Here is a 24,212-nt window from a genome sequence, read left to right as displayed (position 1 = left end):
TGGTGTTTCCGCGCGGGGCTGCCGCCATGCGAGGGATTAGTCATGAAAAACGATCAGATGCCTCCAAGACGGCGGGCGTTGCTGCGCGGCGCCGTCGTCGTCGGCCTCGCCACGGTGACCGGCTGCGGCGCGGAAGCGGAACGGTCCACCGCTCCCCACCGGGCCGCCACCGGAGCACCCCCCGCGGGACCGCAGGCGGCCCGCGCCGCGAAGCCCGCCCAGCCCTCCGCGTACCGGCTGCAGCCCATGGCCGGATACGGGCCGCCGCGCGCCCTGCCCGCCAAGCTGAAGGTGCGCAGCAAGCCGATCCTGCGCATGGACGGCCGCGGCCGCCCACTGGTGCTCACCTTCGACGACGGCCCCGACCCCCGCTACACCCCCGACATCCTGCGGACCCTGCGCGAGCACGACGTGCGCGCGATGTTCTTCGTCTGCGGTGAAATGGCCGTCGACAACCAGGACTTGCTCCGCGAGATGCTCGACGACGGGCATGTGATCGGCAACCACACCTGGAGCCATCCGCAGCTGACGCGCATGACCAAGGGCGCGATCCGCGACGAGATCGAGCGGACCTGCGAGGTCATCGAGGACGCCACGGGGGAGCCGCCCGCCTGGTTCCGCGCGCCCTACGGAGCCTGGAACCGCACGGCCTTCCGGATCGGCGCCGAGCTCGGAATGGAGCCGCTGGCCTGGACCGTGGACTCGCTGGACTGGACGGAGCCGGGCACGAGCACGATCATCCGGCGCATCAAGTCCGGCGCCGCGCCCGGCGTGGTGGTGCTCTCGCACGACGCGGGAGGCAACCGCTCGCAGACCGTCGCCGCTCTCCGCTCGTACCTGCCCGACCTGCTCGACGAGGGCTACCGGATCACGGTGCCGCGCCGGTACGTGCGGTAGCCGGGGCGCCGCTCGGGGTGCGCCCGCCCGGTCGCCGCGCGTCAGCGCACGGCGATCAGGCGGGCGAAGGCGACGACGTTCCCGTCGTAACCGGTCTGCTTGGTGAATCCGCCGCCACAGGTGATGACCCGCAGTTCGGGGGCGCCCTTGTCCGCATAGACGCGATTTCCGGGGAAGTTCTCCTTCTCGAAGACCTCAATTCCGTAGATCTCGAATACGGCGGTCTTCCTGTCCTTGCGGGTGACCTCGACGCGATTTCCCTTCTTGAGCGAACCGAGGCCGTAGAACACCGCGGGGCCCTGCTGATTGTCGACGTGGCCGACGATGACGGCGGTGCCCTTCTCGCCGGGGGCGACAGCGCCGGTGAACCAGCCCGCGAGATTCGGGTCGTCCGGGGGCGGCGCGTCCACCCAGCCGTCGTCGTCGAGGCCCACGGGCATCACCGGGGCGTCCACCCGGATGCCCTTGATGCGGACCCGGTCAGCGGGCGAGAAGGCCAGCGGGGGCGGGGTCTTGGGGTGCGCGGCGCCGCCCGCCCGCTGGTCGGCGGCAGCGGCGGACGCGGGCTGCGGCGGGCCCACGTCGAACTCGCCGGAGCCGTTGCGGATCAGGGCGAGCCCGGTCAGGAGCACGAGCGCCATCGCGCCCCAGGGTGCGCGCTTCTTCTGCCTCTCGATGTCTTCGGATTCCTCGGCCGGCTGGGACGAAGGCATTCTCTATCCCCTCTCAACGCGGAATTCACGGCCGCGTCCGTCGCACATACGAGAACGCTAAGTCGAGCGCGTGCGGCGTGCGAAAGGGCGGGGGCGAACGGGTGGCGGACCAGGTGGCCGTGCGCCATCCGAGGTGACACCGCCAGTAATTTTCTGACGGTCCGTGACCTGCGGCTATGTCGCGTTGTATGGACACCCTTCGGCGTGTCGTCTCACCAAGACGGCCGATTCCCGAAATGCGGGTCTGTGCACGGCATCTGAGGGTCTGTCTGGGAGGCGCTCTCGCCGATCGACCGGGGACCGGTTTCCCCGGGGCGTCTTCCGCGGAGGTTTCACATGCGTACCACTCGTGCCCTCGCGGTCGCCACCGCGGCCGGTGCGGTCGTCGCCCTCGCCGCCCCGGCGGCCTCGGCCTGGACCGACCCCAGCAACATCACGGCCATGCCCAGCGTGATCGCGAGAGGCGGGCAGCTGACGGTCACGGTCGACGGCACCTCGTGCCAGTCCGGCGGCACTGTCGAATCGCCCGCCTTCCCGAAGACGAACCTGACGTCCATCCCCGGCGGCAGCACTTCGAGCGCGACCGCCACCATCCACGAGCACGCCAACCCGGGTGCGTACGACATCACCGCCAACTGCGGCGGCAAGACCCTCACCCGGCCGTCCGCGTTCACCGTCATCCACGGCGGCGTGCGCGGCGGTCTCGGCGGTGCCACCACCTCCGGAGCCACCACCACCGACATGGCGATCGGCGGGGCCCTGGTGGCGGCCGCCGTGGTCGGCGGCGGCGTCTTCTGGATGCGCCGCCGCTCGGAGAACAAGGTCTGATCCGGCGCACCGAACGGGGCGGGCGTGCCCCCCTTCCGCGCCCGGCCCGCCGCGGTACGGCAGCACTTCGCCCCCGGGACCTGGAGACGTCCCGGGGGCGAAGGGTGCGCGGAGGCGGGGAAGGGCTAGGAGTTGTCCTCGGCGGTGCTGCGGCGGCGGGTCCAGTAGTACGCGGTGCCGAGCGCGCCGGCGATGAGCGCTGCGCCGAGGCCGAGTTCCTGGAGGTCGAAGCCGCCGATGCTGCCGCCGACGCCCGCCTTCACGCCGCGGCGGACGGTGTTGTTGTCGGGGCGGCCGGTGGCGATGGTGAGGTCGGTGGTGCCGGACTCCCAGTTGCCCGCGGAGTTCTTGCAGCTGAACGTGACCTCGTACATGGCGCCGGGCTTGGCGTCCCAGAAGACGTTGGCGGTCGCGGATCCCTGGCCCTTGGGGATGCTCACGTCGTCGAAGACGCCGGACGTCGCCTTGGCGTCGCCCTCGCACCCGTCCACGCTGAGCGTGACCTGGCCGCCCGCGGCGATGGTGGTGGGGGAGACATGGAAGCCGAACGACGTGATGTTGTTGTCGCCCGCGACGGCCGCCGACGCGGTGGGGGCGGCGAGGGCGAGGGTGGTGGCGGTGAGCAGGGTGGCCGCCGCGACGGGTATCGCGCGCATGGTGGTTCCTCCGGGTCCCCGAGGAGCAGCGGGCGGACCTCTTCCGCTCGGGCCTGAAATGCACCTCGATGCCCGAAACGCTAGGGAGGGCGCCCCGATCCCGCGATCGCTGTCGTGCGAACGGGGCAATGCGCTGGGCCGGACAGGGGAACGGGCGGGTGTCGCGGGCGGGCTGCGGCCCACCGGTGTGTCAGGGCGGCGGGCCGGTGCGGCGGCGGGCCGACACGGCGTCAGGCGTGATGTCGGACGCGTCGTCAGGTGGGGCGTCAGGTGGGGTGCCGGGCGGGGTGCTGGGCGCGGGTGTCTCAGTTGGTGAGGCCCGTGTGCTTGCCCAGCCAGGGCAGGTTCTTCTCCAGGCCCGGGCGCCACACCTGCCAGCTGTGCCCGCCGGGCAGCTCCACGAGCTCGACCTTCATCCCGGCCTTCTGCGCGGCGGCGTAGACCTTCTTCGCCTGCGGCCCGTACACCGAGTCGTCCTCGCCGGCGACGAAGACGCCCGCGGTGTCGGGGAAGCTCTTGCGCGCCATCACGTTCATCGGGTTGACCTTCTCGAAGGCCGCCTCGTTGCCGCCGAAGGCCGCGTTCACGGTCTTCTGGCGGTTGCCGAGCGTGGGCTCGTCCTGGCCGGAGATGTCCACGAAGTTGCCGTAGCGCTGCGGCGCGTTCACCGCCATCTGCAGGGAGCAGGTGCCGCCGTTGGAGAGGCCCGAGATCGCCCACTGCTTGCGGTCGGTGGACGCCTGGAGGTGCGAGGCGGCCCAGGCGGGGACGTCCTCGGCGAGATACGTCTGGACGTTGCCCAGCTTGGAGTCCATGCACAGCGGGTTGTCGAAGGAGGAGCCGAGCGGGTCCACGACCAGGACGATCGGGGCGAGGCCCGCGTGGTCGGCGGCGTAGGAGTCCATCATGTCGGGCAGCTGGCCCGAGGTGATCCAGTCCTGCGGGGCGCCGGGCTGACCGGCCATCAGGACGAGCACGGGCAGCAGTGGCCGCGGCGACGCCTTGTAGGCGGGCGGCAGATAGACGTACGCGTCCCGGGCGCCGAAGTGGGACTTGGTGCCCGGGATCGGGGTCTTGGACACGGTGCCCTTGGCGGGCAGGTCCTTCGGGGCCTTCCACACCGCGGAGATGGGCTCGCCCTCGGGGACGTCGAGGGTCTTCTCCTTGGTGCCGGTCGCGTCCTTGAGGCTGACCGTGCCCTCCGGGCCCAGCATGGTCCGCAGGGTCGGGTAGTTGTCGTAGTGGATGTTGATCTCGGAGCAGCCGAGTACCACCACGAGCACTCCGGCGACGACCGCACCCAGGCGGCCGCGCCAGCGCAGCGTCGGCATGCGGAACACGGCGAGCAGCACCCCGAGCAGGGCGACGCCGATCCAGAAGAGGACGTCGGAGGGGAGCTTGTCGGGGAAGGGCTGCCACCAGTCATCCACGACGAGCTTCACGAGGTACGTCAGGAGCACGGTGAGGACCACCGCGACGGGCAGCCACCGCAGCCACCAGCGCCGGTCGCGCGAGAAGAGCAGCACCGCGAGGCCGGCCGCGCCGAGGATCTCCACGACGAGCGGCACCGCCCCCGTGACCAGTGACCAGTCCAAAGGCCCGGAGGCCAGCGGCGTCGTCCGCTCCACGCGCGTCCCCATCCGTCCGACGGTCTGCGTACCGTGGCGTCCGCACCACGGGTTCGGGGCCGGCCAGCAGGCCGGCCCCGAGGGGAAGTAGGCGAGCGGACCGCTCTGCCTTGAGCTACAGCCCCGCGCAGTGGAGCTGGGTGGACTTGAACGCACCATCTGTCCGCTCACTAAAAACCATAGCAATGGGTGCTAATCAGTCAAATCGGACGGGCGGGCAGGCGGACGGACGGACGGATGGCTGGCTCGGTCACAGGTGCCGGGCGGCGCCCCAGGCGTGCGCTGCCGCCCCGTGCCACTCCACGAGGTGCGGATCGTCCAGGGCGATGTCGGCCTCGCCGAGCCCCGCCCGGCGCAGCACCTCCACCAGCTCGTGGTCCGACCGGGCCGTCCCCGCGTACTGGCCGCGCACGGTCACGCGTCGTCCGCCGTCGGGATCAGGGGAGTGCACCACGATGGGTGTCTGCCAGGGCATGTCACCAGAGTGCGCCGAGCCGGGGCCCGGCGCACCCGGCGTCAGCCCCCGGCGCCCGGGAACAGCGTCAGGAACGGCTCGGCGGTGGCCGAGATGCCCCGGCTGTACGGGGCGTCGAAGTCCCAGATCAAGAAGAGCAGGAACGCGATCAGGGCGGAGAACAGACCCGCGAGGACGAGCTCGCGCGGGGTGCGGCGGATCTGCAGGGCGAAGACCATCCCGACCGTGACCAGGCCCCCGGCGATGAGCCCGAACCACACGACGCCCGGCATGGTGGCGCCCGCGCTGTCCCCCCGGTCGGCGCGGGCCCGGTCCGCCGCGGCCGCCTGGTCGAGCAGCGGCTGGTACGCCTGCGCCTCCAGGTCCGTGCGCGGCGCGTAGTCGGTGAGGTCGTGGCGGACGCGGTCCAGGAGCTGCTGGCCCCGGCCGGTGAGCTCGCCCCGCTCGGTGAGGGTGTCCCACTCGGTCGTCACCACGTGCCCGACGTACGCGTCCACGTCCGCGCGCACGCGGTCCCGTTCGCCGGCGGGGTAGACCCGGACCCGCTCGGAGATCTCGTGCAGCGCCTGGGCCTCGGCGCGGACGTGGTCCTCCGCGGCGCCCCGCGCCTCCCAGACGCCCGCGATCGCGAGGCCGAGCACGATCGCGTACACCACGCCGATCATCATCGTCATGTACTCGATGACGTCGGGCGTCTCCGTGGGGTCCTCGTCCGCGCGGACCGTGCGGTGCCGCAGGAGCGTGATGACGAGGACCACGGAGCATGCCGCCGCCATCGCGAGGGTGAGAACAAGCCATTCCGACAAGGGTTCCTCCAGCGGTCAGCGCGGGCGCAGGGCGGCGACGGCGAGCACCGCGGGCGCGGTGATCAGCAGGGTCAGGGAGACCAGTGACGGGCCGTCGCGGACGGGTGCCGGGCGAGGTGGTGCGTGGTAGGCGGGGTAGCGCACCGGGGCGGGTGCGGGGGCGCGGCGAACGGGCCCGCGGAGGTGGGGAGTTGGGGGCATGGAGCGTGGGGGAGAGGGCGGTGCGCCCTGTGTGACCTGCGGGGATGATGGGGGAGTCGGGGAAGGTGGCCGGTATGTGGGTGTCGGCTCGGGGGTCGGCGGTACGGGGGCGCGGGGGGCCGTTGTGGGGTGGTGGGTCGGGCGCGGGGACGGGGCGTGCGGCGGGTGCCGCGTCGGCCGGGGGCCGGGGCCCGCCGAGCACGACGGGCCGTCGCCCGCGACCGCCACGGCGCCGGTTGACCCCGCATCGTCTGGATTCACACCGCTGTGGCCCGGTCCGTCCCTGCTGGCCGAGGCGTACGAGCAGTCGTCGGCGGGGGCGGCGGACGCCGGGCCGGCGCCGCCGAACATCAGGGCGAGACCCGCGAGCGCCCACAGCCGTGAGCGGCGGGCGCGTGGGGTCCTCGAAGATCCATGCACGAGGGGGATCATGTGACAAGCGCCGTCCGAGTACGCCGGTAGCCGCCCCTGATTGCCCCGAACGTGGGTACGGGGAACGGGAGTTGACCGGAGAATCTTGAGATCCCGTTGAACGCGGCGGCCGTTGGCACCCGTACCTAGGGCCATGTGTGACGCATCCGGCGCCACACCACCCAGGAGAACAACGGGAGTCAGAGATGCAGCGCTTTTCCGGGAGTTCCCTCCGGGCACGGCGGAATGCCTCGCTCGTGGCAGCAGCTGCCGCCCTGCTGGCGCTGACGACGGCGTGCGGCCAGGACAAGGGCGACGCGTCCCCCAAGGGCCAGTCCGTGGGCAACGCGAACCCGGCGAAGGGCGGTGACTACGGCGGCGGGGACGGCTACGGCGACTCCGGCGACGGGTACGGCTCGGGCTCCGGCGCGGCGAAGGGCGGCGCGGCTGCCAAGTCCGCAGGTCAACTGGCCGTGTGGGAAAGCAAGAAGCTGGGCCGGGTGGTCACCGACAGCGGCGGCTTCACCCTCTACCGCTTCGACAAGGACACCGCCCAGCCCCCCGCCTCCACCTGCTCCGGGGACTGCGCGAAGACCTGGCCCCCGGTCCTCGCCGAAGGGGCCGTCGCGGCGCCCGGCGTCGACAAGTCGCTGCTCGGCTCGGTCACCCGGTCCGACGGCACCAAGCAACTGACCCTCGACGGCTGGCCGATGTACCGGTACGCCATGGACGCCAAGCCCGGCGACGCCAAGGGCCAGGGCGTGGGCGGGACGTGGTTCGCATCCGCGCCCGACGGCAAGAAGGCGGCCCCCGCCGCGGCCGAGCCCGCCGACCCCGCCGGGCTCTCCACCCGCAAGGACCCCAAGCTCGGCACCATCGTCGTCGACAAGAACGGCATGACCGTCTACCGCTTCACCAAGGACTCCGCCTGGCCCATCAAGTCCGCCTGCGCGGGCGCCTGCTCCGAGAAGTGGCCCGCCGTCGCCCCCGTGCCCAAGAGCGACACCCAAGGCATCAAGAAGAAGGGCTACATGACCTACACCCGGCCCGACGGCGGCAAGCAGCAGACCATCAACTGCTGGCCCCTGTACACCTTTTCCGGTGACACCAAGCCGGGCGACACCAACGGCCAGGGCGTAGGCGGCACTTGGTACGCGGCGGGACCCGACGGCAAGCCCGTGGGCAAGAAGTGACGACAGGGGTCACGCACAGACGGTAAGGAAGGAGTGTCCGGCAGGATCCGGAGTGATGTGATCCGTACCGGCCGTCCGATTTCGGCACTTGCCAAAGGCAGTGACCGAGAACGGACGGCCAATTTCCGTTTTGGCTCGCTCCGCTGGCGGACGATCAGTAGCCTCAGCTCGAACACCGGCTCGCCTACGCCTACGTCTTGGAGAATCGATGGTGCGTCCTGCCTGGGCCCCGCAGGGCATCGACATCACCAGCCCCAGCGTGTCCCGCATGCACGACTACTACCTGGGCGGCTCCCACAACTTCGAGGTGGACCGGGTGGCGGCCCGGCGGGTCATGGAGTTCATGCCGGGAATTCCCAAGATCATGCAGGCGCACCGGGCGTTCATGCGCCGGGCCGTGCGCCACTCCGTGTCCGAGGGCGTCACCCAGTTCCTCGACATCGGGGCCGGAATCCCCACCTTCGGCTCGGTGCACGAGATCGCGCGGGAGGCCGCGCCCGAGGCCCGCGTCGTCTACGTCGACCGCGACCCGGTGGCCGTCGCGCACAGCCGCGAGGTCCTCGACGGCGACGAACAATCCGGAATCGTTGCCGCCGATCTGCGTAAACCCCAGGACATTCTGGGAAGTTCTGAAGTAGACGCTCTACTTGACCTGGACCGGCCGGTCGCTCTGCTCCTCGTCGCCGTCCTGCACTTCGTGGAGGACGCGTACGATCCTTACGCCGCGGTTGCCGAACTGCGGGACGCGCTCGCGCCCGGCAGCCTCATCGCCCTGACACACGCCTCGTACGAAGGAATTCCCATCCCCCAGGAGCAGGCAGGAAAAGCAGTCGACGTCTACCGAGACATCCGCAATCCGCTGATCATGCGTTCGCGCGAGGAGATCGCGCGGTTCTTCGAGGGATACGACATGGTGGAACCCGGGCTCGTGCCGATGCCGCAGTGGCGGCCCGACACCGCTCCCCAGGAGGAGGATCCTTATGCCTTCTCCGGTTACGCGGGCGTGGGGCGCGCGGCGTGAACCGGGAGCCGGACGGACCGGAGGACAGACTGCGCAGGTTCGCGACGATCTGGAGCCGGGCGATCTACCCGGTGACCGCGACGTCGCTGACCCGCCCCGAGTTCGAGCAGCAACTGGTGCCGCTCGCACGGCGGTTGAGCGACGCCCTGCACGACGCGTCCATCAACACGGCGACGGCTGAGGGACAGGGCGTCGGCGCCGCGCTCATCGGCACGCACTGCACCGACCCGGAGGCCCTCAGCCGCAGCCTCGACTGCGTGGACGCCTACCTCGTCCTGTACTGCGGCGGCGACGGCGACCAGGAGGAGCTGCGCGCCCGCAGTGCGCGGCTCCAGCACGCCATGGCCGCGGGCTTCGCGGGGGCGCTGCGCGAGCGCACCCTCGCCGAGCAGGAGGCCATATCCCGCGCCGCGCTCTCCGCCCGCAGCGCCGTCGCCGAGGCCCTGCACGCGAGCGAGGCCCGCTTCCGCGCGGTCTTCCACGGCGCCGCGATCGGCATCGGCATCGCTGACCTGGACGGCACGGTCCTCGAGGTCAACGACGCACTCGTGGGGATGTTCGGCGGCCTGGAGCACCAGCTGCGCGGCCGCAACGTCCTCACCTGGACGCACCCCGACGACTCGCCGCACGTCTGGCGCCTGTACGAGGAACTGGTGCGCGGCGAGCGCGAGCACTACCGCGTGGAGAAAGCCTTCTACCGGCCCGACGGCACCGTCCTGTGGACCAACCTGACCGTCTCGCTGCTCCGCGACGCCGACGGCGCGCCGCAGTACCAGCTGGCGCTCATGGAGGACACCACCGAGCGGCGGCTGCTCAACCTCCGTCTGCGCTACGAGGCCACGCACGACGCGCTCACCGGACTGCCCAACCGGACGCTGTTCTTCGAGCGCCTGGAGAAGGCCCTCGCGGCCGGCCAGGACGCCCGGTTCGGGCTCTGCTACCTCGACCTCGACGGCTTCAAGACCATCAACGACAGCCTCGGGCACGCGGCCGGCGACCGGCTCCTGGTGGAGGTCGCGGACCGCCTCCAGTCCTGTGCCACCGCCCCCGGCGAGATGGTCGCCCGGCTCGGCGGCGACGAGTTCGTGGCGCTGACCACCGGGCCCGACACCGAGACCGAGGTGGACGAGCTCGCCGGGCGCATCATGAACGCCCTGACCACGCCGATCCGCGTCGACGGCCGTGAGCTGACCGTGCGGGGCAGCATCGGCATAGTGGAGGGCCCGGCCGGTGAGCGGGGCGCGGCCGAGGTGCTGCGCAGCGCCGACATCACCATGTACCGCGCCAAGTCCGCGGGCGGCAACCGCTACGAGCTCGCCGACCCCGAGGCCGACGCCCGCGCGATCACGCGGCACGGCCTGACCACGGCGCTGCCCGCCGCCCTGGAGCGCGGCGAGTTCTTCATCGAGTACCAGCCCCTCGTACGGCTCGGCGACGGCAGCGTGCGCGGTGCCGAGGCGCTCGTGCGGTGGCTGCACCCGCAGCACGGCGTGATCGGCCCGGACCGGTTCATCCCGCTCGCCGAGCACACCGGCCTGATTGTGCCGCTCGGCCGCTGGGTCCTGGAGGAGTCCGTGCGCCAGGCCCGCACCTGGGAGGCCCGGCACGCCGACGCGGGTCCGCTGCGCGTCAACGTGAATCTCTCGCCGTGCCAGCTCACCCATCCCGGCCTGGTCTCCGACACCGTGGAGATCCTGGAGCGCAACGGCCTGGAGCCCAGCGCCCTGTGCCTGGAGGTCACCGAGTCCGCGCTCATCGGCGCCGACGACGACCTGCTCAAACCGCTGCGCAGGCTCGCCGAGATGGGCGTGGACATCGCCCTCGACGACTTCGGCACCGGCTACTCGAACCTCGCCAACCTGCGCCGCCTGCCCGTGAGCGTCCTCAAGCTGGACCGCTCCTTCACCCAGGGCATGCAGCACTACCCGGCCGACCCCACGGACCTGAAGATCGTCGAGGGGATCGTCTCGCTCGCCCACAGCCTGGACCTCGCGGTCACGGTCGAGGGCGTCGAGACGGGCGCACAGGCCGACCAGCTGCGGGAGTTGGGCTGCGACACGGCCCAGGGCTGGTACTACGCCCGCCCTGGCCCGCCGGACCGGCTCCACCAGCTGGCGCTCGTGGACGCCACGGGATGAACGCACGGGACGACCGGGCCGTGACCCACGGCATCCGCTGGGTGTACGCGTTCGTCGACCGCCCCGTCGCGGGCTTCGCGCGGGCGGTCGACTTCTGGGCGGCGGTCACGGACACGGAGCGCTCCGCACTCCGGGGCGAGTGGGGCCAGTTCACGACGCTCCTGCCGCACGCCGCGGGCGCCGACGCCTTCGTGAAGGCCCAGGCGGTGGAGGGTGCGGGCGGCGCGCACCTGGACTTCGCGGTCGACGACATGGCTGCCGCGAGCCTGCGGGCCCGCGAGCTCGGCGCCGTGCCCGTCTTCGCGGAGGAGGGCCTGGAGGTGCTGCGCTCGCCCGGCGGGCAGGAGTTCTGTCTGGTCCCGTGGCAGGGCGAGAAGATCCGGCCCGCCCCCGTGACGGGCCCGGCCGGCGACCGGAGCCGCCTCGACCAGGTGTGCGTGGACGCGGCCCCGTCGCACTACGCGGCGGAGGTGTCCTTCTGGACGGCGTTCACCGGCTGGGAAGCGACGCCGGGTTCGCGGCCCGAGTTCCACGACGTCCTGTCCCCGGCGGAACTTCCCGTGCAGATCCTGGTGCAGCGGCTGGAGGAGGAGAGGCCCGCCAACGCCCATGTGGATGTGGCCTGTTCGGACCGCCAGGCGTGCCGCCGGTGGCATGAGGGGCTGGGGGCGAGCTTTGTGGCGGAGGGGGCGCACTGGATCGTGATGCGGGACCCGGCGGGTGGCCTGTACTGCCTGACGGGACGCGATCCGGACCGAGGGCTTTAGCCTGCCCGGCGTTCGAGGACATGGGGTCCGGGGGCGGAGCCCCGAGAGGTCGGCCCACCGAGAGGGCGCCGCTACCGGGACAGCAACAGCTTCTGCAGCTCTCGCGCGGCGCGAGGCGGTGCCACGTCGCTGCGGTGCGCCAGCGCGATCGTCCGGTGCAGCCCGGGGCGCCCCAGCGGAGCGACCCGCAGGTCGCTGCCCGCCCGCTCGGCCACCATGCGCGGGACGACGGCGACGCCGAGCCCCGCCCGTACGAAACCGAGGACCGCGTCCATCTCGCCGCCCTCCACGGCGAATTCGGGCTCGAAGCCCTCGGCGCGGCATGCGGCGACGGTCAGCTCGCGCAGGTCGTAGCCGTGCCGGAACATCACGAGGCGCTCGCCCTCCAGGTCGGCCACCCGCACCCGCTTGCCGAGGGGCGGCGCGTCCGGTGCGGCCACCACGACCAGGTCCTCGCGCAGCAGTTCCACCGTCGTCAGGGCGGGGGACGGGCTGGGCAGGGGCAGCACGACGAGGGCCAGGTCCAGGGCGCCGCGCGCCAGTTGACGTACGAGATCGTGGGAACCGCCCTCCTCCAGGAGGAGCTGGATGCCGGGGTGGCGGTCGTGGAAGGCGCGCAGCACCTCGGGGAGCAGGCCGGTGCAGACGCTCGGGGTCGCGCCGAGGCGGATGCGGCCCCGGCGCAGCTGGGCCAGCTCCTGCACCTCGATGCGGGCGGTGTCGGCGTCGGCGAGGATGCGGCGGGCCAGCGGCAGCAGCGCCTCGCCCGCGTCGGTGAGCGCGATGTTCCCGCGCGCCCTGCTGAACAGCTCCGCGCCCAGCTCGCTCTCCAGAGCCCGCACCTGCTGGGAGAGGGAGGGCTGCGAGACGTGCACCTGCTCGGCGGCGCGGGTGAAGTGCCGGGTCTCGGCGACGGCGACGAAGTAGAGGAGCTGCTGGAACTGCATGAACGCCAGGGTACGTGGGTCGATAGGCATTCGCTATTGAGATGAGCTGATCCATGTCTTGGACCGATCGGGACTTTCGGCCGTAGCGTTCCTGGCATGGCTCTGGCAACGCGGACGGACAAACCGGCGGACCAACGTCCGAAACCGAGCACGGGGAGGACGCCTCCGCAGAAGCGCCCGTCCCTGGTGCGCACTCTGTGGGACTCCACCATCGGCAAGAAGACCGTCATGGCGGTCAGCGGCCTGATGATGCTGGCCTTCCTCGTGGCGCACATGGTCGGCAACCTCAAGATCTTCTTCGGCCCGGGGGAGTTCAACCACTACGCGCGCTGGCTGCGCACCATGGGCGAGCCGGTCATGCACTACGAGTGGACGCTCTGGGTGCTGCGCGCCGGGCTCGTCCTCGCCGTCGTGGCGCACGCCGTCTCCGCGTACCAGCTGAGCCGCCGCGACATCAAGGCCCGCCCCACGCAGTACGTGCACAAGAAGGCCGCGGCGAGCTTCGCGACGCGCACCATGCGCTGGGGCGGCGTCATCCTCGGCCTCTTCATCGTCTGGCACATCCTCGACCTGACGACGGGCACGGTGCACCCGGACGGGTACCAGCACCTGCACCCATACCAGAACGTGATCGACACCTTCTCCACCTGGTACGGCAACGTCATCTACATCGTCGCGATGCTCGCGCTCGGCCTCCACGTCCGGCACGGCCTGTGGGCCGCCGCGCAGACCCTCGGCGTCGGCACCGCGACCCGCGACCGCGTCCTCAAGCCCCTTGCCAACGGAGTTGCCCTGCTGCTGACGGCGGGCTTCGTCATCGTCCCCGTGGCCGTCATGACCGGAGTGGTGAGCTGACCCATGAGTTCCTACGTCGAGTACGAGACCGGCGAGCCCGTCGTCGACCACAAGGCCCCGAGCGGCCCGGTCGCCGAGCGCTGGGACACCCGCCGCTTCCAGGCGAAGCTCGTCAACCCCGCCAACCGCCGTAAGCACACCGTCATCGTGGTCGGCACCGGCCTCGCGGGCGGCAGCGCGGGCGCCACGCTGGCCGAACAGGGCTACCACGTCGTGCAGTTCTGCTACCAGGACTCGCCGCGCCGCGCCCACTCCATCGCCGCGCAGGGCGGCATCAACGCCGCCAAGAACTACCGAAATGATGGGGATTCCATCCACCGGTTGTTCTACGACACCGTCAAGGGCGGTGACTTCCGGGCCCGCGAGTCCAACGTCCACCGCCTCGCGCAGATCTCCGTCGAGATCATCGACCAGTGCGTGGCGCAGGGCGTGCCCTTCGCGCGCGAGTACGGCGGGCTCCTCGACACCCGCTCCTTCGGCGGCGTCCAGGTATCGCGCACCTTCTACGCGCGCGGGCAGACGGGACAGCAGCTGCTCCTCGGCGCCTACCAGGCCCTGTCGCGGCAGATCGCCGCCGGGAACGTGGAGATGCATCCCCGTACGGAGATGCTGGACGTCATCGTCGTCGACGGACGCGCGCGGGGCATCGTCGCCCGCGACCTGGTCACGGGCAAGATCGACACGTACTTCGCGGACGCGGTCGTGCTCGCCTCCGGGGGGTACGGCAACGTCTTCTACCTGTCGACGAACGCCATGAACTCCAACGCCACCGCGGTGTGGCGCGCCCACCGGCGCGGCGCCTACTTCGCCAACCCCTGCTTCACGCAGATCCACCCCACCTGCATCCCGCGCACCGGGGACCACCAGTCGAAGCTCACCCTGATGAGCGAGTCGCTGCGCAACGACGGCCGGATCTGGGTGCCGAAGGCCAAGGGCGACACCCGGCCGGCGAACGAGATCCCCGAGGACGAGCGCGACTACTACCTGGAGCGCATCTACCCGTCCTTCGGCAACCTGGTCCCTCGCGACATCGCCTCGCGCGCCGCGAAGAACGTGTGCGACGAGGGGCGCGGCGTCGGGCCCGGCGGGCAGGGCGTCTACCTGGACTTCGCGGACGCCATCCGGCGCATGGGCCGCGACAAGGTCGAGGAGAAGTACGGCAACCTCTTCGACATGTACGAGCGGATCACCGCGGAGAACCCGTACGAGGTGCCGATGCGGATCTACCCCGCCGTGCACTACACGATGGGCGGCCTCTGGGTCGACTACGACCTGCAGACCACGATCCCCGGCCTGTTCGCGGTCGGCGAGGCCAACTTCTCCGACCACGGCGCCAACCGGCTGGGCGCGTCCGCGCTCATGCAGGGCCTCGCCGACGGCTACTTCGTGCTGCCGTCCACCATCAACGACTACCTGGCCCGCCACCCCCATCAGGACGCCGTGGACGACGAACACCCCGTCGTGCGCGAGGTGCTGGCCGACACCGAGGACCGGCTGCAACTGCTCCTCGCCGTCGACGGCGACCGCACCCCGGACTCCTTCCACCGCGAACTGGGCGAGGTGATGTGGGAGTTCTGCGGCATGGCCCGCACCGAGACGGGCCTGCGCAAGGCCCTGGAGCGGATCCCGCAGATCCGCGAGGAGTTCTGGCGCCGCATCAAGGTCCCGGGGGTCGGCGAGGAGTTCAACCAGTCGCTGGAGAAGGCCAACCGCATCGTCGACTACCTGGAGCTCGCCGAGCTCATGTGCCTCGACGCCCTGCACCGCGCCGAGTCCTGCGGCGGCCACTTCCGCGAGGAGTCCCAGACACCCGACGGCGAAGCGGCCCGCAGGGACGAGGAGTTCGCGTACGCGGCCGCCTGGGAGTTCACCGCGACCGGTGCTGCCCCCGTCCTTCATAAAGAAGACCTCGTCTTCGAGTACGTCCACCCCACTCAGCGGAGCTACGCATGAAGCTCACCCTGCGCGTCTGGCGACAGCGCACCACCGAGGCAGAAGGAGCCATGTCCACGTACGAAGTGGACGGCATCTCCTCCGACATGTCCTTCCTGGAGATGCTCGACACGCTCAATGAAGAGCTCATCGTCAAGGGTGAGGACCCCGTCGCCTTCGACCACGACTGCCGCGAAGGCATCTGCGGCGCCTGCTCGTTGGTGATCAACGGCGACGCCCACGGGCCCGAGCGCACCACCACCTGCCAGCTCCACATGCGGTCCTTCAAGGACGGCGACACGATCGACATCGAGCCGTGGCGGGCCGCCGCCTTCCCGGTCATCAAGGACCTGGTCGTCGACCGTTCCGCCTTCGACCGGATCATCCAGTCCGGCGGCTACATCAGCGCCCCGACCGGTGCCGCGCCCGAGGCCCACGCCACGCCCGTGCCGAAGCCGGACGCGGACTTCGCCTTCGAGCACGCCGAGTGCATCGGCTGCGGCGCCTGCGTCGCGGCCTGCCCCAACGGCTCGGCCATGCTGTTCACCTCGGCCAAGGTCAACCACCTGAACGTGCTGCCGCAGGGCGCGCCCGAGCGCGAGACCCGCGTCCTCGACATGGTGGCGCAGATGGACGAGGAGGGCTTCGGCGGCTGCACGCTCACCGGCGAGTGCGCGACGGCCTGCCCGAAGGGGATCCCGCTGCCGTCCATCGCGGCGATGAACAAGGAGTGGCTGCGGGCCACGCGGAAGGCCGGCCGGTAGCCATGGAGCCGGAGCCGTACGCACTCTGACGAGGCGTCACATGACCGGTGTACGGTCCCGCCATGTATCCCGGAGCGTACGACCCCGCCACCCCGGCCGTCGTCACCGCCGACGGCGGCCGGACCCTCACCTACGGACACCTCGAAGAGAACTCCCTGCGGCTCGCGGACCATCTGCGGGCCGCAGGACTGCGCAGGGGCGACCACCTCGCCCTCCTCTCCGACAACCACCCCCGGGTCATGGAGGTCTACTGGGCGGCGCTGCGCTCGGGCCTCTACCTCACGGCCGTCAACCACCACCTGACCGCCGACGAGGCCGCGTACATCGTCCGGGACTGCGGCGCCGACGCCCTGGTGTACTCGGGCTCCCTGAGCGAACTCGCGGCCGGCGTACAGGAGGTGGCGCCCGTCGCGGAACGCCTCTGCTTCGACGACGGGACCTATGACGCGGCCCTGGCCGCCGCGTCCGCAAAGCCCCCGGCGCACCAGCCGCTCGGCGCCGACATGCTGTACTCCTCCGGCACCACCGGCCGCCCCAAGGGCATCGAGCCGAAGCTCCCCGACGGCGACGTGCGCGAGCAACCGACCGCCTACACCCCCCTGTTCAAGGCCATGTACGGCTTCGACGAACAGACCGTCTACCTCTGCCCCGCGCCCCTCTACCACGCGGCGCCGCTGCGCTTCAGCGGGACGGTCACCGCGACCGGCGGGACCGTCGTGCTCATGGACTCCTTCGACGCGGAGGGTGCCCTCGCCGCGATCGAGCGGCATCGCGTGACGCACAGCCAGTGGGTGCCGACCATGTTCGTGCGGATGCTGAAGCTGCCCGACGCCGTGCGGGCGCGGCACGACCTGGCGTCGCTGCGGGTGGCCATCCACGCGGCCGCGCCCTGCGCCGTCGAGGTCAAGCAGCGGATGATGGAGTGGTGGGGGCCGATCCTGTACGAGTACTACTCCTCGACCGAGGGCAACGGGATCACCTTCATCGGCCCGGACGAATGGCTGCGCAAGCCCGGCTCGGTGGGGCGCGCCGGGCTCCTCGGCGAGCTGCACGTCTGCGACGAGGACGGCAAGGAGCTCGCCGTCGGCGAGACGGGCACGGTCTACTTCGAGCGCGAGGAACTCCCGTTCCGCTACCACGGCGACGAGGACCGCACCCGGCAGGCCCAGCACCCCGACCACCCCAACTGGACCACGACCGGCGACATCGGCCACGTCGACGAGGACGGCTACCTCTTCCTCACCGACCGCAGGGCCTTCACGATCATCTCGGGCGGCGTGAACGTCTATCCGCAGGAGGCCGAGGACTGCCTCGTGCTGCACCCCGCGGTGGCGGACGTGGCGGTGATCGGGGTGCCGGACCCGGAGCTGGGGGAGGCGGTCAAGGCGGTGGTGCGCGTCGAGGACGGCGTGGCCGCGGGCCCCGAGCTGGGGCGTGAACTGATCGCGTTCGTGCGCGGGAGGATCGCGCACTACAAGGCGCCGCGGTCGGTGGACTTCGCGGCGGAGCTGCCGCGCACGCCGACGGGGAAGCTGGCCAAGTCGGCGCTGCGGCGGGCCTATTGGAAGGACCGCCGCTGATTCCGCGACCTCGCTGCCTGCACTGATTCCGAGTTTTCCACAGGAATGCCCGGCTCCGGATGTCGCGTGCCCGATTCCTCTAGCGTGATCTGTCGATGGATCACGGGGAGGGCGGGATGCACGGAGGACTGCCGTTCATCGGCATCAGCACGCTGGTCTACGGCGTGGTGGGACTGATCGTGCTCGGTGCGGGCGCGGTGCGGAAAATCGGGGGAGTTCGGTATGGGTACGAGGGCAGGGCTGAAGCCGGGAGCAGGCGCGGCGGAGGATTCAGGTACGGGCGGTCGGCGCGGCGTCACGGTCATCGTGCCCGCGCACAACGAGGAGGAGGGGCTCCCGGCGACCCTCGCCTCGCTCGCGCGACAGACGGTCGCGCCGGACCGCGTGCTCGTGGTCGATGACGCTTCCGCCGACCGCACGGGCGAGGTGGCCGCGGCGTACGGGGCGACGGTGCTGCGGCCACCGGCGAACCTCGGCAGCAAGGCCCGAGCACAGAACTACGCCCTGCCGCACTGCACCACGGAGCTGGTGCTCGCGGTCGACGCCGACACGGTCCTCGCGGACGACTACATCGAGCGCGTCGTGCCGGTCTTCGACGACCCGGAGGTGGTCGTCGCGGCGGGCAACGTCCAGACGCGGCACACCCGGACGGTCTGGGAGCGGGGCCGCTCCGTGGAGTACCTGTTCGGCTTCCACTGGCACCGGCCCATCCAGCACGCGGCCGGGAGCCCGCTGGTCTGCTCGGGCTGCTGCTCGGTGTTCCGCCGCGCGGACCTGGTGGTCTTCGGAGGCTTTCCCGAGCGCACCATCGTCGAGGACATGGACTTCACCTGGTCCCAGCAGCTCGCGGGCCGCCGGGCGCTCTACGTCAGCGACGCGGTGGCCTGGGCGGCGGACCCCGAGACGCTGACCTATCTGCGCAAGCAGGTGTGGCGGTGGATGGCGGGCTTCTGCCAGAACGTGCGGCTGCACCTGGGCCGTTCGCTCACGGCCAAGCCGATGCTGGCGCTGTGGATCCTGCTGGCCCTCGTCGAGATCGTCACGGCGCCGCTGTGGTGGGCCACGCCCTTCCTGCTCGCGGCCACCACCGAGCGGACCCTGGGCGGGAGCCTCGCCTGGTGGGCGGGGGCGGAGATGCTGCTCACCGCGCCACCGCTCGTGTACGCGGCCCGCCGCCGCGGGCTGTCCCTGGTCGGCGTCCTGGCCAACATCCCCTGTGTGTACGCCACCAAGGCCGTCAACCTGTACTACGCGTGGAAGGCGCTGGTCGTCGAGCTCGCTCTGGTGCCGCTCGGGGTCTCGCGGGGGCTGCGGGTGTACGAGAAGGGGCGCCCGGCCGGGCCCGCCGGGGGTGTCGGGCCGTCCGGCGGTGTCGGAGCCGTCGGCCGCGCCGGGCCGGGCCGGGTGGGCGGTCAGCCGAGCCGGGCGGCGAGGAGGTCGCGGTAATGGTCCACCACCACCGCGACCATGATCACGCCACCGGTGATCATCTGGCGCTGGAAGTCCGAAACCCCCATCAGGAGAAGGCCGTTGGTGAGCACGCCGAGCAGACACGCGCCGAGCAGCGTGCCGATCATCGAGCCCTTGCCGCCGGACAGGGAGGCCCCACCGATCACCACGGCCGCGATCGCGCTCAGCTCGTAGCCGCCGCCCAGGATCGGCGAGGCGATGTTCAGGCGCGCCATGTAGGTGATCGCGGCGATGCCGACGGCGAAGCCCGCGATGACGAACACGGCGACCTTCACCACGGAGGTGCGGTGCCCGGAGAGCCGTACCGCCTCCTCGTTCGAGCCGATCGCGAAGACGAGCCGCCCGAACACGGTCCGGGTGAGCACCAGATGGCCGACCGCGACCATCACGAGCGCGATCCAGAACAGGGCGGGCACGCCGAGCAGCGTCGACGTGCCGAAGCGGCTGAAACCGCGCGGGAAGTCGTACTGCGTCTTGGCGTCCGTGTAGTCGAGGGCGGCGCCGCGGGCGACGTTGAGCATGCCGAGCGTGACGATGAACGACGGCACGCGCCAGGTCTCCGAGACGAAGCCGTTGATGAGGCCGCAGACCATGCCGACCCCCACCGACACCAGGACGGCGAGCACCACCGCCACCGGCGCCGACAGGTCCTTGTTCGTGAGGACGTCGCCCGCCACCACGGCGGACAGCGCCATCACCGAGCCCACCGACAGATCGATGCCGCCGACCAGGATGACGAAGGTCAGGCCGACCGCGAGCATCGTGTTGAGGGTGATCTCGGTGGCGATGTGGGTGAGGTTGCCGGTCGTCGCGAACTTGGGCGCGGCCAGGGTGAACACAGCCACCAGTGCGAGCAGCGCGACCCCGATCCCGGCCTCGCCCATCGCCTGCCGGGTGAGGGACGCGGCGGTGCCCCTCTCCTTGGGTCCCTTGGGTTCCTTGAGTTCCAGGGCGGGGGTGGAGGTCATGCGCGGACTCCTTTCACGTAGCCCGAGTAGGCGAGGCTCAGGATGCGGGAGCTGTCGAAGCCGGCGCGGCCCACCTCGCCCGCGATCCGGCCGCGGGAGAACACGAGGATCCGGTCGCAGATCCCCATGAGCTCGGACAGGTCCGAGGAGACGACAAGGAGCGCCTTGCCGTCCGCGGCGAGGTCGACCAGCTGCTGGTGGATCTCGTAGCGGGCGCCCACGTCGATGCCGCGCGTCGGCTCGTCGACCACGAGGACGTCCGTGCCCGCGAGCAGCCACCGGCCGAGGACGACCTTCTGCTGGTTGCCGCCGGACAGGGTGCGAACGGCCGTGCGTACGCCGGGAGTTCGCACCCCGAGCCGGTCGACCGCCTCGCGGGCGAGCCGGTCCTCCTCGCCCCGGCGCAGCAGCCCGCCCCGGGACACCTTGCGGGTGGCGGCGAGCGACACGTTCGCCCCCACCGACAGGTCGAGGACGAGGCCCTGGCCCTTGCGGTCCTCCGTGAGCAGGCTGATGCCGTGGCGCACGGCGTCGCGCGGGCCACGGACCCGCACCGGGCGGCCGCGCACCAGGACCCGGCCGCCCGCCGGACGGTCGGCGCCGAACAGCGCCCGCACGGTCTCGGTGCGCCCCGAGCCCACCAGGCCCGCCACGCCCACGACTTCACCGGCCCGCAGCGCGAACGACACAGGGGCGCCGCCGCGCGGCCGCAGCCCCTCGGCACGCAGCAGCTCCGGCCCCAGGGCGCGCTCCGCGTACGGCGGGTACTCCTGCGCCAGGTCGCGGCCGACCATCAGACGGATCACCTCGGCCGTGTCCGTGCCCGCGACGTCCCTGGTGACCACATGGCGGCCGTTGCGGAACACCGTCATGCGGTCCGCCAGTTCGAAGACCTCTTCAAGGTGGTGAGAGATGTACAGGACGGCGGTGCCGCGTGCGGTGAGCGCGCGCAGCAGCTCGAAGAGCCGCTTCTTCTCGCGCGGGGTGAGCGTGGCGGTCGGCTCGTCCATCACCAGGACGCGGCACTCCTGCCGCAGGGTCCTGGCGATCTCCAGGAGCTGCATCTGGGCGATGCCGAGCCGCTCCACCTTGGTCTGCGGCCGGGTCTCCAGGCCGACTTCGGCGAGCAGCCGCTCGGTCTCGCGGTGGAGGGTGCGCCGGTCGACGAACCAGCCGAAGCGGCGCGGCAGATGCTGCAGGAAGAGGTTCTCGGCGACGGTCAGGTGCGGCAGGAGGTTGAGTTCCTGGTGGACGACCTGCACTCCGGCGCGCATGGCGGCCGCCGCGTCGCGGGGCGCGTACGGCTCGCCGCCCAGGCGCAGCGACCCGGCGTCGGGTGCCTGTGTGCCCGCGAGGATCTTGACGAGGGTCGACTTGCCCGCGCCGTTCTCGCCGAGCAGGGCGTGCACCTCGCCGGGGACGAGATCCAGGTGGACCCCGTCGAGGGCGACGACGCCGGGGAACGCCTTGGAGACGTCCGCCACTTCGAGTACGGGCTGCCGCTGTGAGCTCATGCGGGGCCTCCGTCAGCCCAGGTCGTCGGCGGTGACGACCTTCACGTCGGTCTTCACCCAGCCCGTCGGCTCGTCGCCCTTGACCGCCTTCATGGCCTGGTCGATGCCGTCGGCGGCCTGCTTCGCCGCGTACTGGTCGACCGTCGCGACGACCCGGCCCTTCTGCACGTACGGCCTGATCGCCTCGATGTTGTCGAACGACGCGACCTTCACGTCCGCCTTCTTGGCGTCGATGGCCTTGAGCGCACCGAGCGCCATCGAGTCGTTCGAGGCGAGGACGCCCTTGATGCCGGGGTGGGCGGTGAGCATGTTGCTGACGATGTTGTACGCCTCGTCGGTCTCCCAGTGGGCCGTCTTGGAGTCGACCAGCTTCAGCCCGCCCGCCTTGACGGAGGCGCGGAACCCGGCGGTGCGGTCGCGGGCGTTGTCGGCCCCCGGGCTGCCCTCCAGGAGCACCACCGAGGCGCCCTTGCCGAGCTTCTTGGCGAGTACGTCGCCGGAGAGGCGGGCGCCCGCCTTGTTGTCGGGGCCGACGAAGGGCACCTTCATGTCGTTGGACTTGAGCGCCCCGTCGTCGAGCTTCACGTCGATGTTGATGACTTTCAGGCCCTGCTTCTCGGCGCGCTTGAGGGGCGCCACCAGGGCGCGGGAGTCGGCGGGCGCGATGACGAGGGCGTCGGCCTGTTGGGTGACGCACTTGTTGATGGCTGCGACCTGGCCGTCGATGTCGGTCTCGTTCTGGATGCCGCTGGTCTTCAGGTCGAGGTCGCCGCGCTCCTTCGCGTGCTTCTCGGCGCCCTTCTGCATGACCTGGAAGTACTCGTTGCCCAGGGACTTCATCACCAGGCAGACGGTGGGCCGGCCGCCGTCGCCCGGTTTGTCGGCGGCAGCGCCGTCGCCTTCCTGGCCACAGGCGGTGAGGACCGTCGCGGCGCCGAGGACGAGAACGAGGGAGGAGAGGAGGGGGCGTGAGGGGACGGGAGCGGGCGAGGGAACGGGAGCGGGAACGGGAGCGGGAACGGTCGTGCGCTTCATCGCGTACTGCCTTCCGGTCGGGTGTTCTCTGCTTCGTGGGTGCGTCGGCGGGCGTACGGGCGGCGACGGCCCGCGCTCAGTCGGGGCAACTCCCTTCGGGACAACTCCCTTCGGGGGTGCTCTTCGTGGCCGCGTCCGGGGCCGGGGCGCTCTCGGCGGGCTCGTCCGGAGAGGTGTCGCCAGGCTGGTCCGCAGGTGTCTCGGCGGGTACGCCGCCCGCCGGGTCGGGGCAGCCGCAGGAGCCGCGTGCGAGCAGCGTCACCGGCAGCACGTCCCGGGTCGGTGCCAGGTCCGGCTGCCGGACACGGGCCAGCAGCCGCCGCACCGCGAGGCGCCCCAGCTCCTCGAAGGGCTGACGCATCGTGGACAGCGCCGGGCTCGTGTAGGCGGCGGCCGCGATGCCGTCGAAGGAGACGATCGCCAGGTCGTCCGGGACCCGGACGCCCAGCTCGGCCGCCGCTCGCATCACGCCCGCGGCCTGCAGGTCCGACGTCACGAACAGGGCGTCCAGGAGCCGATCCCGGTCAAGGAGCGCGAGCCCCGTGCGGTAGCCGGCGAGGCGCCCGAACGAGCAGTGCGCGAGCGGGACTTCGCCCCGACGCCCCACAGCCCCGTCCACTCCGGGCGTGAACCCCGCCTCGGTGAGCGCGGTGCGCCAGCCGGCCACGCGGTCCACGGTCGGCCGGATCCCGACGGGCCCGGCCACGCAGCCGATCCGCCGCCGCCCGTGCCCGAGCAGGTGCCGCACCGCTTCCTGCGAGCCCCGGGCGTTGTCGACCAGGACGTGCGAGGTGCCCACCCCGTCCAGCTCCCGGTCCAGGACCAGGCAGGCCACCCCGGAGCGGGCCAGCTCGGCGCGCCAGGGCCGGTCCCCGTGGGAGGGGATGAGCACGAGGCCGTCGACCTGGCGGTCCACGAAGGTGCGCAGGTACCCGGCCTCGCGACCGGCGTCGTCCACGCTGTTGCCGACGAGCAGCGTGTAGCCGGCCGCCCAGGCGTGGTCCTCCAACGCGCGCGCCAGCTCCGCGAAGAAGGGGTTCGCGGCGTCCGGCACGACCAGGCCGAGCGTCATCGTGTGGTTCATCCGCAGCGAGCGGGCCACCGCGTTGGGCCGGTAGCCGAGCTCCCGTACGGCGGCGAGGACGCGCTCCCTGGTGGCCGGGGCGACGGATCGCGGACCGTTGTTGAGCACGTAACTGACGACCGAGGGCGAGGTGCCCGCGAGCCGTGCCACGTCCTGCCGAGTTGCCATGCCGGACTCCCGTGGTCGGTGGGCCGGGATGTGCGGGGCGAGGGTGAACTCATGGCGCATCAACACGAGTTGGCAACTCGTGTTGATGCAGGATTATGGGAAGGAGGGAGTGCGACCACAAGGGGGCGAACCGGCCCTCGGCGGCGGCCGCGTCCCGGCGG

General features: G+C 71.5%; 22 protein-coding genes. 11 read left to right on the top strand and 11 right to left on the bottom strand.

What is annotated here, in order from left to right; all coding sequences use genetic code 11:
• The first annotated feature begins 42 nt into the window (after positions 1 to 42).
• Positions 43 to 897 carry a polysaccharide deacetylase family protein gene (locus ACQB60_RS14715; RefSeq protein ID WP_496926399.1) on the top strand — a complete coding sequence of 285 codons (855 nt, stop codon included), beginning with the start codon at positions 43 to 45 and terminating at the stop codon, positions 895 to 897.
• Positions 898 to 938: 41 nt separating this feature from the next.
• On the opposite strand, the gene ACQB60_RS14710 is transcribed toward ACQB60_RS14715, so the two are convergent.
• Positions 939 to 1,610: a class F sortase gene (locus ACQB60_RS14710; RefSeq protein WP_496926398.1), complete on the bottom strand. Its 672-nt coding sequence runs from the start codon at positions 1,608 to 1,610 to the stop codon at positions 939 to 941.
• Positions 1,611 to 1,946: 336 nt separating this feature from the next.
• On the opposite strand from ACQB60_RS14710, the gene ACQB60_RS14705 reads away from it, so the two are divergent.
• On the top strand, positions 1,947 to 2,438 hold the full coding sequence (locus ACQB60_RS14705; RefSeq protein WP_384837010.1) for a hypothetical protein: 492 nt from the start codon (positions 1,947 to 1,949) through the stop codon (positions 2,436 to 2,438).
• Positions 2,439 to 2,563: 125 nt separating this feature from the next.
• On the opposite strand, the gene ACQB60_RS14700 is transcribed toward ACQB60_RS14705, so the two are convergent.
• The 5 genes from ACQB60_RS14700 to ACQB60_RS14680 all read right to left on the bottom strand — a co-directional run bounded on the left by ACQB60_RS14700 (position 2,564) and on the right by ACQB60_RS14680 (position 6,204).
• The gene (locus tag ACQB60_RS14700; protein ID WP_496926397.1) at positions 2,564 to 3,094 is read right to left on the bottom strand and encodes a hypothetical protein; all 531 of its coding nucleotides are present in this window, start codon (positions 3,092 to 3,094) and stop codon (positions 2,564 to 2,566) included.
• Between the two features lie 305 nt (positions 3,095 to 3,399).
• Positions 3,400 to 4,734 (bottom strand): alpha/beta hydrolase, encoded by a 1,335-nt coding sequence (locus ACQB60_RS14695; RefSeq protein ID WP_496926396.1) that lies wholly within the window; start codon positions 4,732 to 4,734, stop codon positions 3,400 to 3,402.
• 238 nt (positions 4,735 to 4,972) lie between these two features.
• The gene (locus ACQB60_RS14690; protein ID WP_496926395.1) at positions 4,973 to 5,197 is read right to left on the bottom strand and encodes a hypothetical protein; all 225 of its coding nucleotides are present in this window, start codon (positions 5,195 to 5,197) and stop codon (positions 4,973 to 4,975) included.
• Positions 5,198 to 5,238: 41 nt separating this feature from the next.
• Positions 5,239 to 6,003 (bottom strand): bestrophin-like domain, encoded by a 765-nt coding sequence (locus tag ACQB60_RS14685; RefSeq protein ID WP_496926394.1) that lies wholly within the window; start codon positions 6,001 to 6,003, stop codon positions 5,239 to 5,241.
• Positions 6,004 to 6,018: 15 nt separating this feature from the next.
• Entirely contained in the window at positions 6,019 to 6,204 is a 186-nt protein-coding gene (locus ACQB60_RS14680) for a hypothetical protein (protein WP_496926393.1), read from the bottom strand.
• A 617-nt stretch (positions 6,205 to 6,821) separates the two neighbouring features.
• Here ACQB60_RS14680 and ACQB60_RS14675 point away from each other — a divergent pair.
• From ACQB60_RS14675 to ACQB60_RS14660, 4 genes are all read left to right on the top strand, one after another.
• Positions 6,822 to 7,808 carry an SCO0930 family lipoprotein gene (locus ACQB60_RS14675; protein WP_496926392.1) on the top strand — a complete coding sequence of 329 codons (987 nt, stop codon included), beginning with the start codon at positions 6,822 to 6,824 and terminating at the stop codon, positions 7,806 to 7,808.
• Between the two features lie 208 nt (positions 7,809 to 8,016).
• Positions 8,017 to 8,829, top strand: a complete 813-nt coding sequence (locus ACQB60_RS14670; RefSeq protein WP_496926391.1) for an SAM-dependent methyltransferase — start codon at positions 8,017 to 8,019, stop codon at positions 8,827 to 8,829.
• Positions 8,826 to 10,967, top strand: coding sequence for a putative bifunctional diguanylate cyclase/phosphodiesterase (locus tag ACQB60_RS14665; RefSeq protein ID WP_496926390.1), 2,142 nt, complete (start codon positions 8,826 to 8,828; stop codon positions 10,965 to 10,967). Before ACQB60_RS14670 ends, ACQB60_RS14665 begins: the two co-directional genes overlap by 4 nt.
• Positions 10,964 to 11,734, top strand: coding sequence for a VOC family protein (locus ACQB60_RS14660; RefSeq protein WP_496926389.1), 771 nt, complete (start codon positions 10,964 to 10,966; stop codon positions 11,732 to 11,734). Before ACQB60_RS14665 ends, ACQB60_RS14660 begins: the two co-directional genes overlap by 4 nt.
• 71 nt (positions 11,735 to 11,805) lie before the next feature.
• Here ACQB60_RS14660 and ACQB60_RS14655 read toward each other — a convergent pair whose 3' ends face one another.
• Positions 11,806 to 12,681, bottom strand: a complete 876-nt coding sequence (locus ACQB60_RS14655) for a LysR family transcriptional regulator (protein WP_496926388.1) — start codon at positions 12,679 to 12,681, stop codon at positions 11,806 to 11,808.
• A 96-nt stretch (positions 12,682 to 12,777) separates the two neighbouring features.
• Between ACQB60_RS14655 and ACQB60_RS14650 the strand changes: the two genes are divergently transcribed.
• From ACQB60_RS14650 to ACQB60_RS14630, 5 genes are all read left to right on the top strand, one after another.
• Positions 12,778 to 13,536 (top strand): succinate dehydrogenase, encoded by a 759-nt coding sequence (locus ACQB60_RS14650; RefSeq protein ID WP_496926387.1) that lies wholly within the window; start codon positions 12,778 to 12,780, stop codon positions 13,534 to 13,536.
• Between the two features lie 3 nt (positions 13,537 to 13,539).
• Complete coding sequence (locus ACQB60_RS14645; protein WP_496926386.1) at positions 13,540 to 15,489, top strand: fumarate reductase/succinate dehydrogenase flavoprotein subunit; 1,950 nt, start codon at positions 13,540 to 13,542, stop codon at positions 15,487 to 15,489.
• The gene (locus tag ACQB60_RS14640) at positions 15,486 to 16,232 is read left to right on the top strand and encodes a succinate dehydrogenase/fumarate reductase iron-sulfur subunit (protein ID WP_496926385.1); all 747 of its coding nucleotides are present in this window, start codon (positions 15,486 to 15,488) and stop codon (positions 16,230 to 16,232) included. Before ACQB60_RS14645 ends, ACQB60_RS14640 begins: the two co-directional genes overlap by 4 nt.
• 62 nt (positions 16,233 to 16,294) lie before the next feature.
• Complete coding sequence (locus ACQB60_RS14635) at positions 16,295 to 17,812, top strand: acyl-CoA synthetase (RefSeq protein WP_496926384.1); 1,518 nt, start codon at positions 16,295 to 16,297, stop codon at positions 17,810 to 17,812.
• A gap of 222 nt (positions 17,813 to 18,034) precedes the next feature.
• Complete coding sequence (locus ACQB60_RS14630) at positions 18,035 to 19,258, top strand: glycosyltransferase family 2 protein (RefSeq protein WP_496926383.1); 1,224 nt, start codon at positions 18,035 to 18,037, stop codon at positions 19,256 to 19,258.
• On the opposite strand, the gene ACQB60_RS14625 is transcribed toward ACQB60_RS14630, so the two are convergent.
• From ACQB60_RS14625 to ACQB60_RS14610, 4 genes are all read right to left on the bottom strand, one after another.
• Positions 19,225 to 20,250 carry an ABC transporter permease gene (locus tag ACQB60_RS14625; protein WP_496926382.1) on the bottom strand — a complete coding sequence of 342 codons (1,026 nt, stop codon included), beginning with the start codon at positions 20,248 to 20,250 and terminating at the stop codon, positions 19,225 to 19,227. The genes ACQB60_RS14630 and ACQB60_RS14625 overlap by 34 nt on opposite strands.
• Positions 20,247 to 21,764: a sugar ABC transporter ATP-binding protein gene (locus ACQB60_RS14620; RefSeq protein ID WP_496926381.1), complete on the bottom strand. Its 1,518-nt coding sequence runs from the start codon at positions 21,762 to 21,764 to the stop codon at positions 20,247 to 20,249. Before ACQB60_RS14620 ends, ACQB60_RS14625 begins: the two co-directional genes overlap by 4 nt.
• 12 nt (positions 21,765 to 21,776) lie before the next feature.
• The gene (locus ACQB60_RS14615; RefSeq protein ID WP_496926380.1) at positions 21,777 to 22,799 is read right to left on the bottom strand and encodes a sugar ABC transporter substrate-binding protein; all 1,023 of its coding nucleotides are present in this window, start codon (positions 22,797 to 22,799) and stop codon (positions 21,777 to 21,779) included.
• Between the two features lie 76 nt (positions 22,800 to 22,875).
• Positions 22,876 to 24,051 (bottom strand): LacI family DNA-binding transcriptional regulator, encoded by a 1,176-nt coding sequence (locus ACQB60_RS14610; protein WP_496926379.1) that lies wholly within the window; start codon positions 24,049 to 24,051, stop codon positions 22,876 to 22,878.
• Positions 24,052 to 24,212: the final 161 nt, after the last annotated feature.

The organism is Streptomyces odontotermitis, assembly GCF_050510915.1.
Lineage (GTDB): Bacteria > Actinomycetota > Actinomycetes > Streptomycetales > Streptomycetaceae > Streptomyces.
This window is presented reverse-complemented; position numbering and strand designations above follow the sequence as displayed.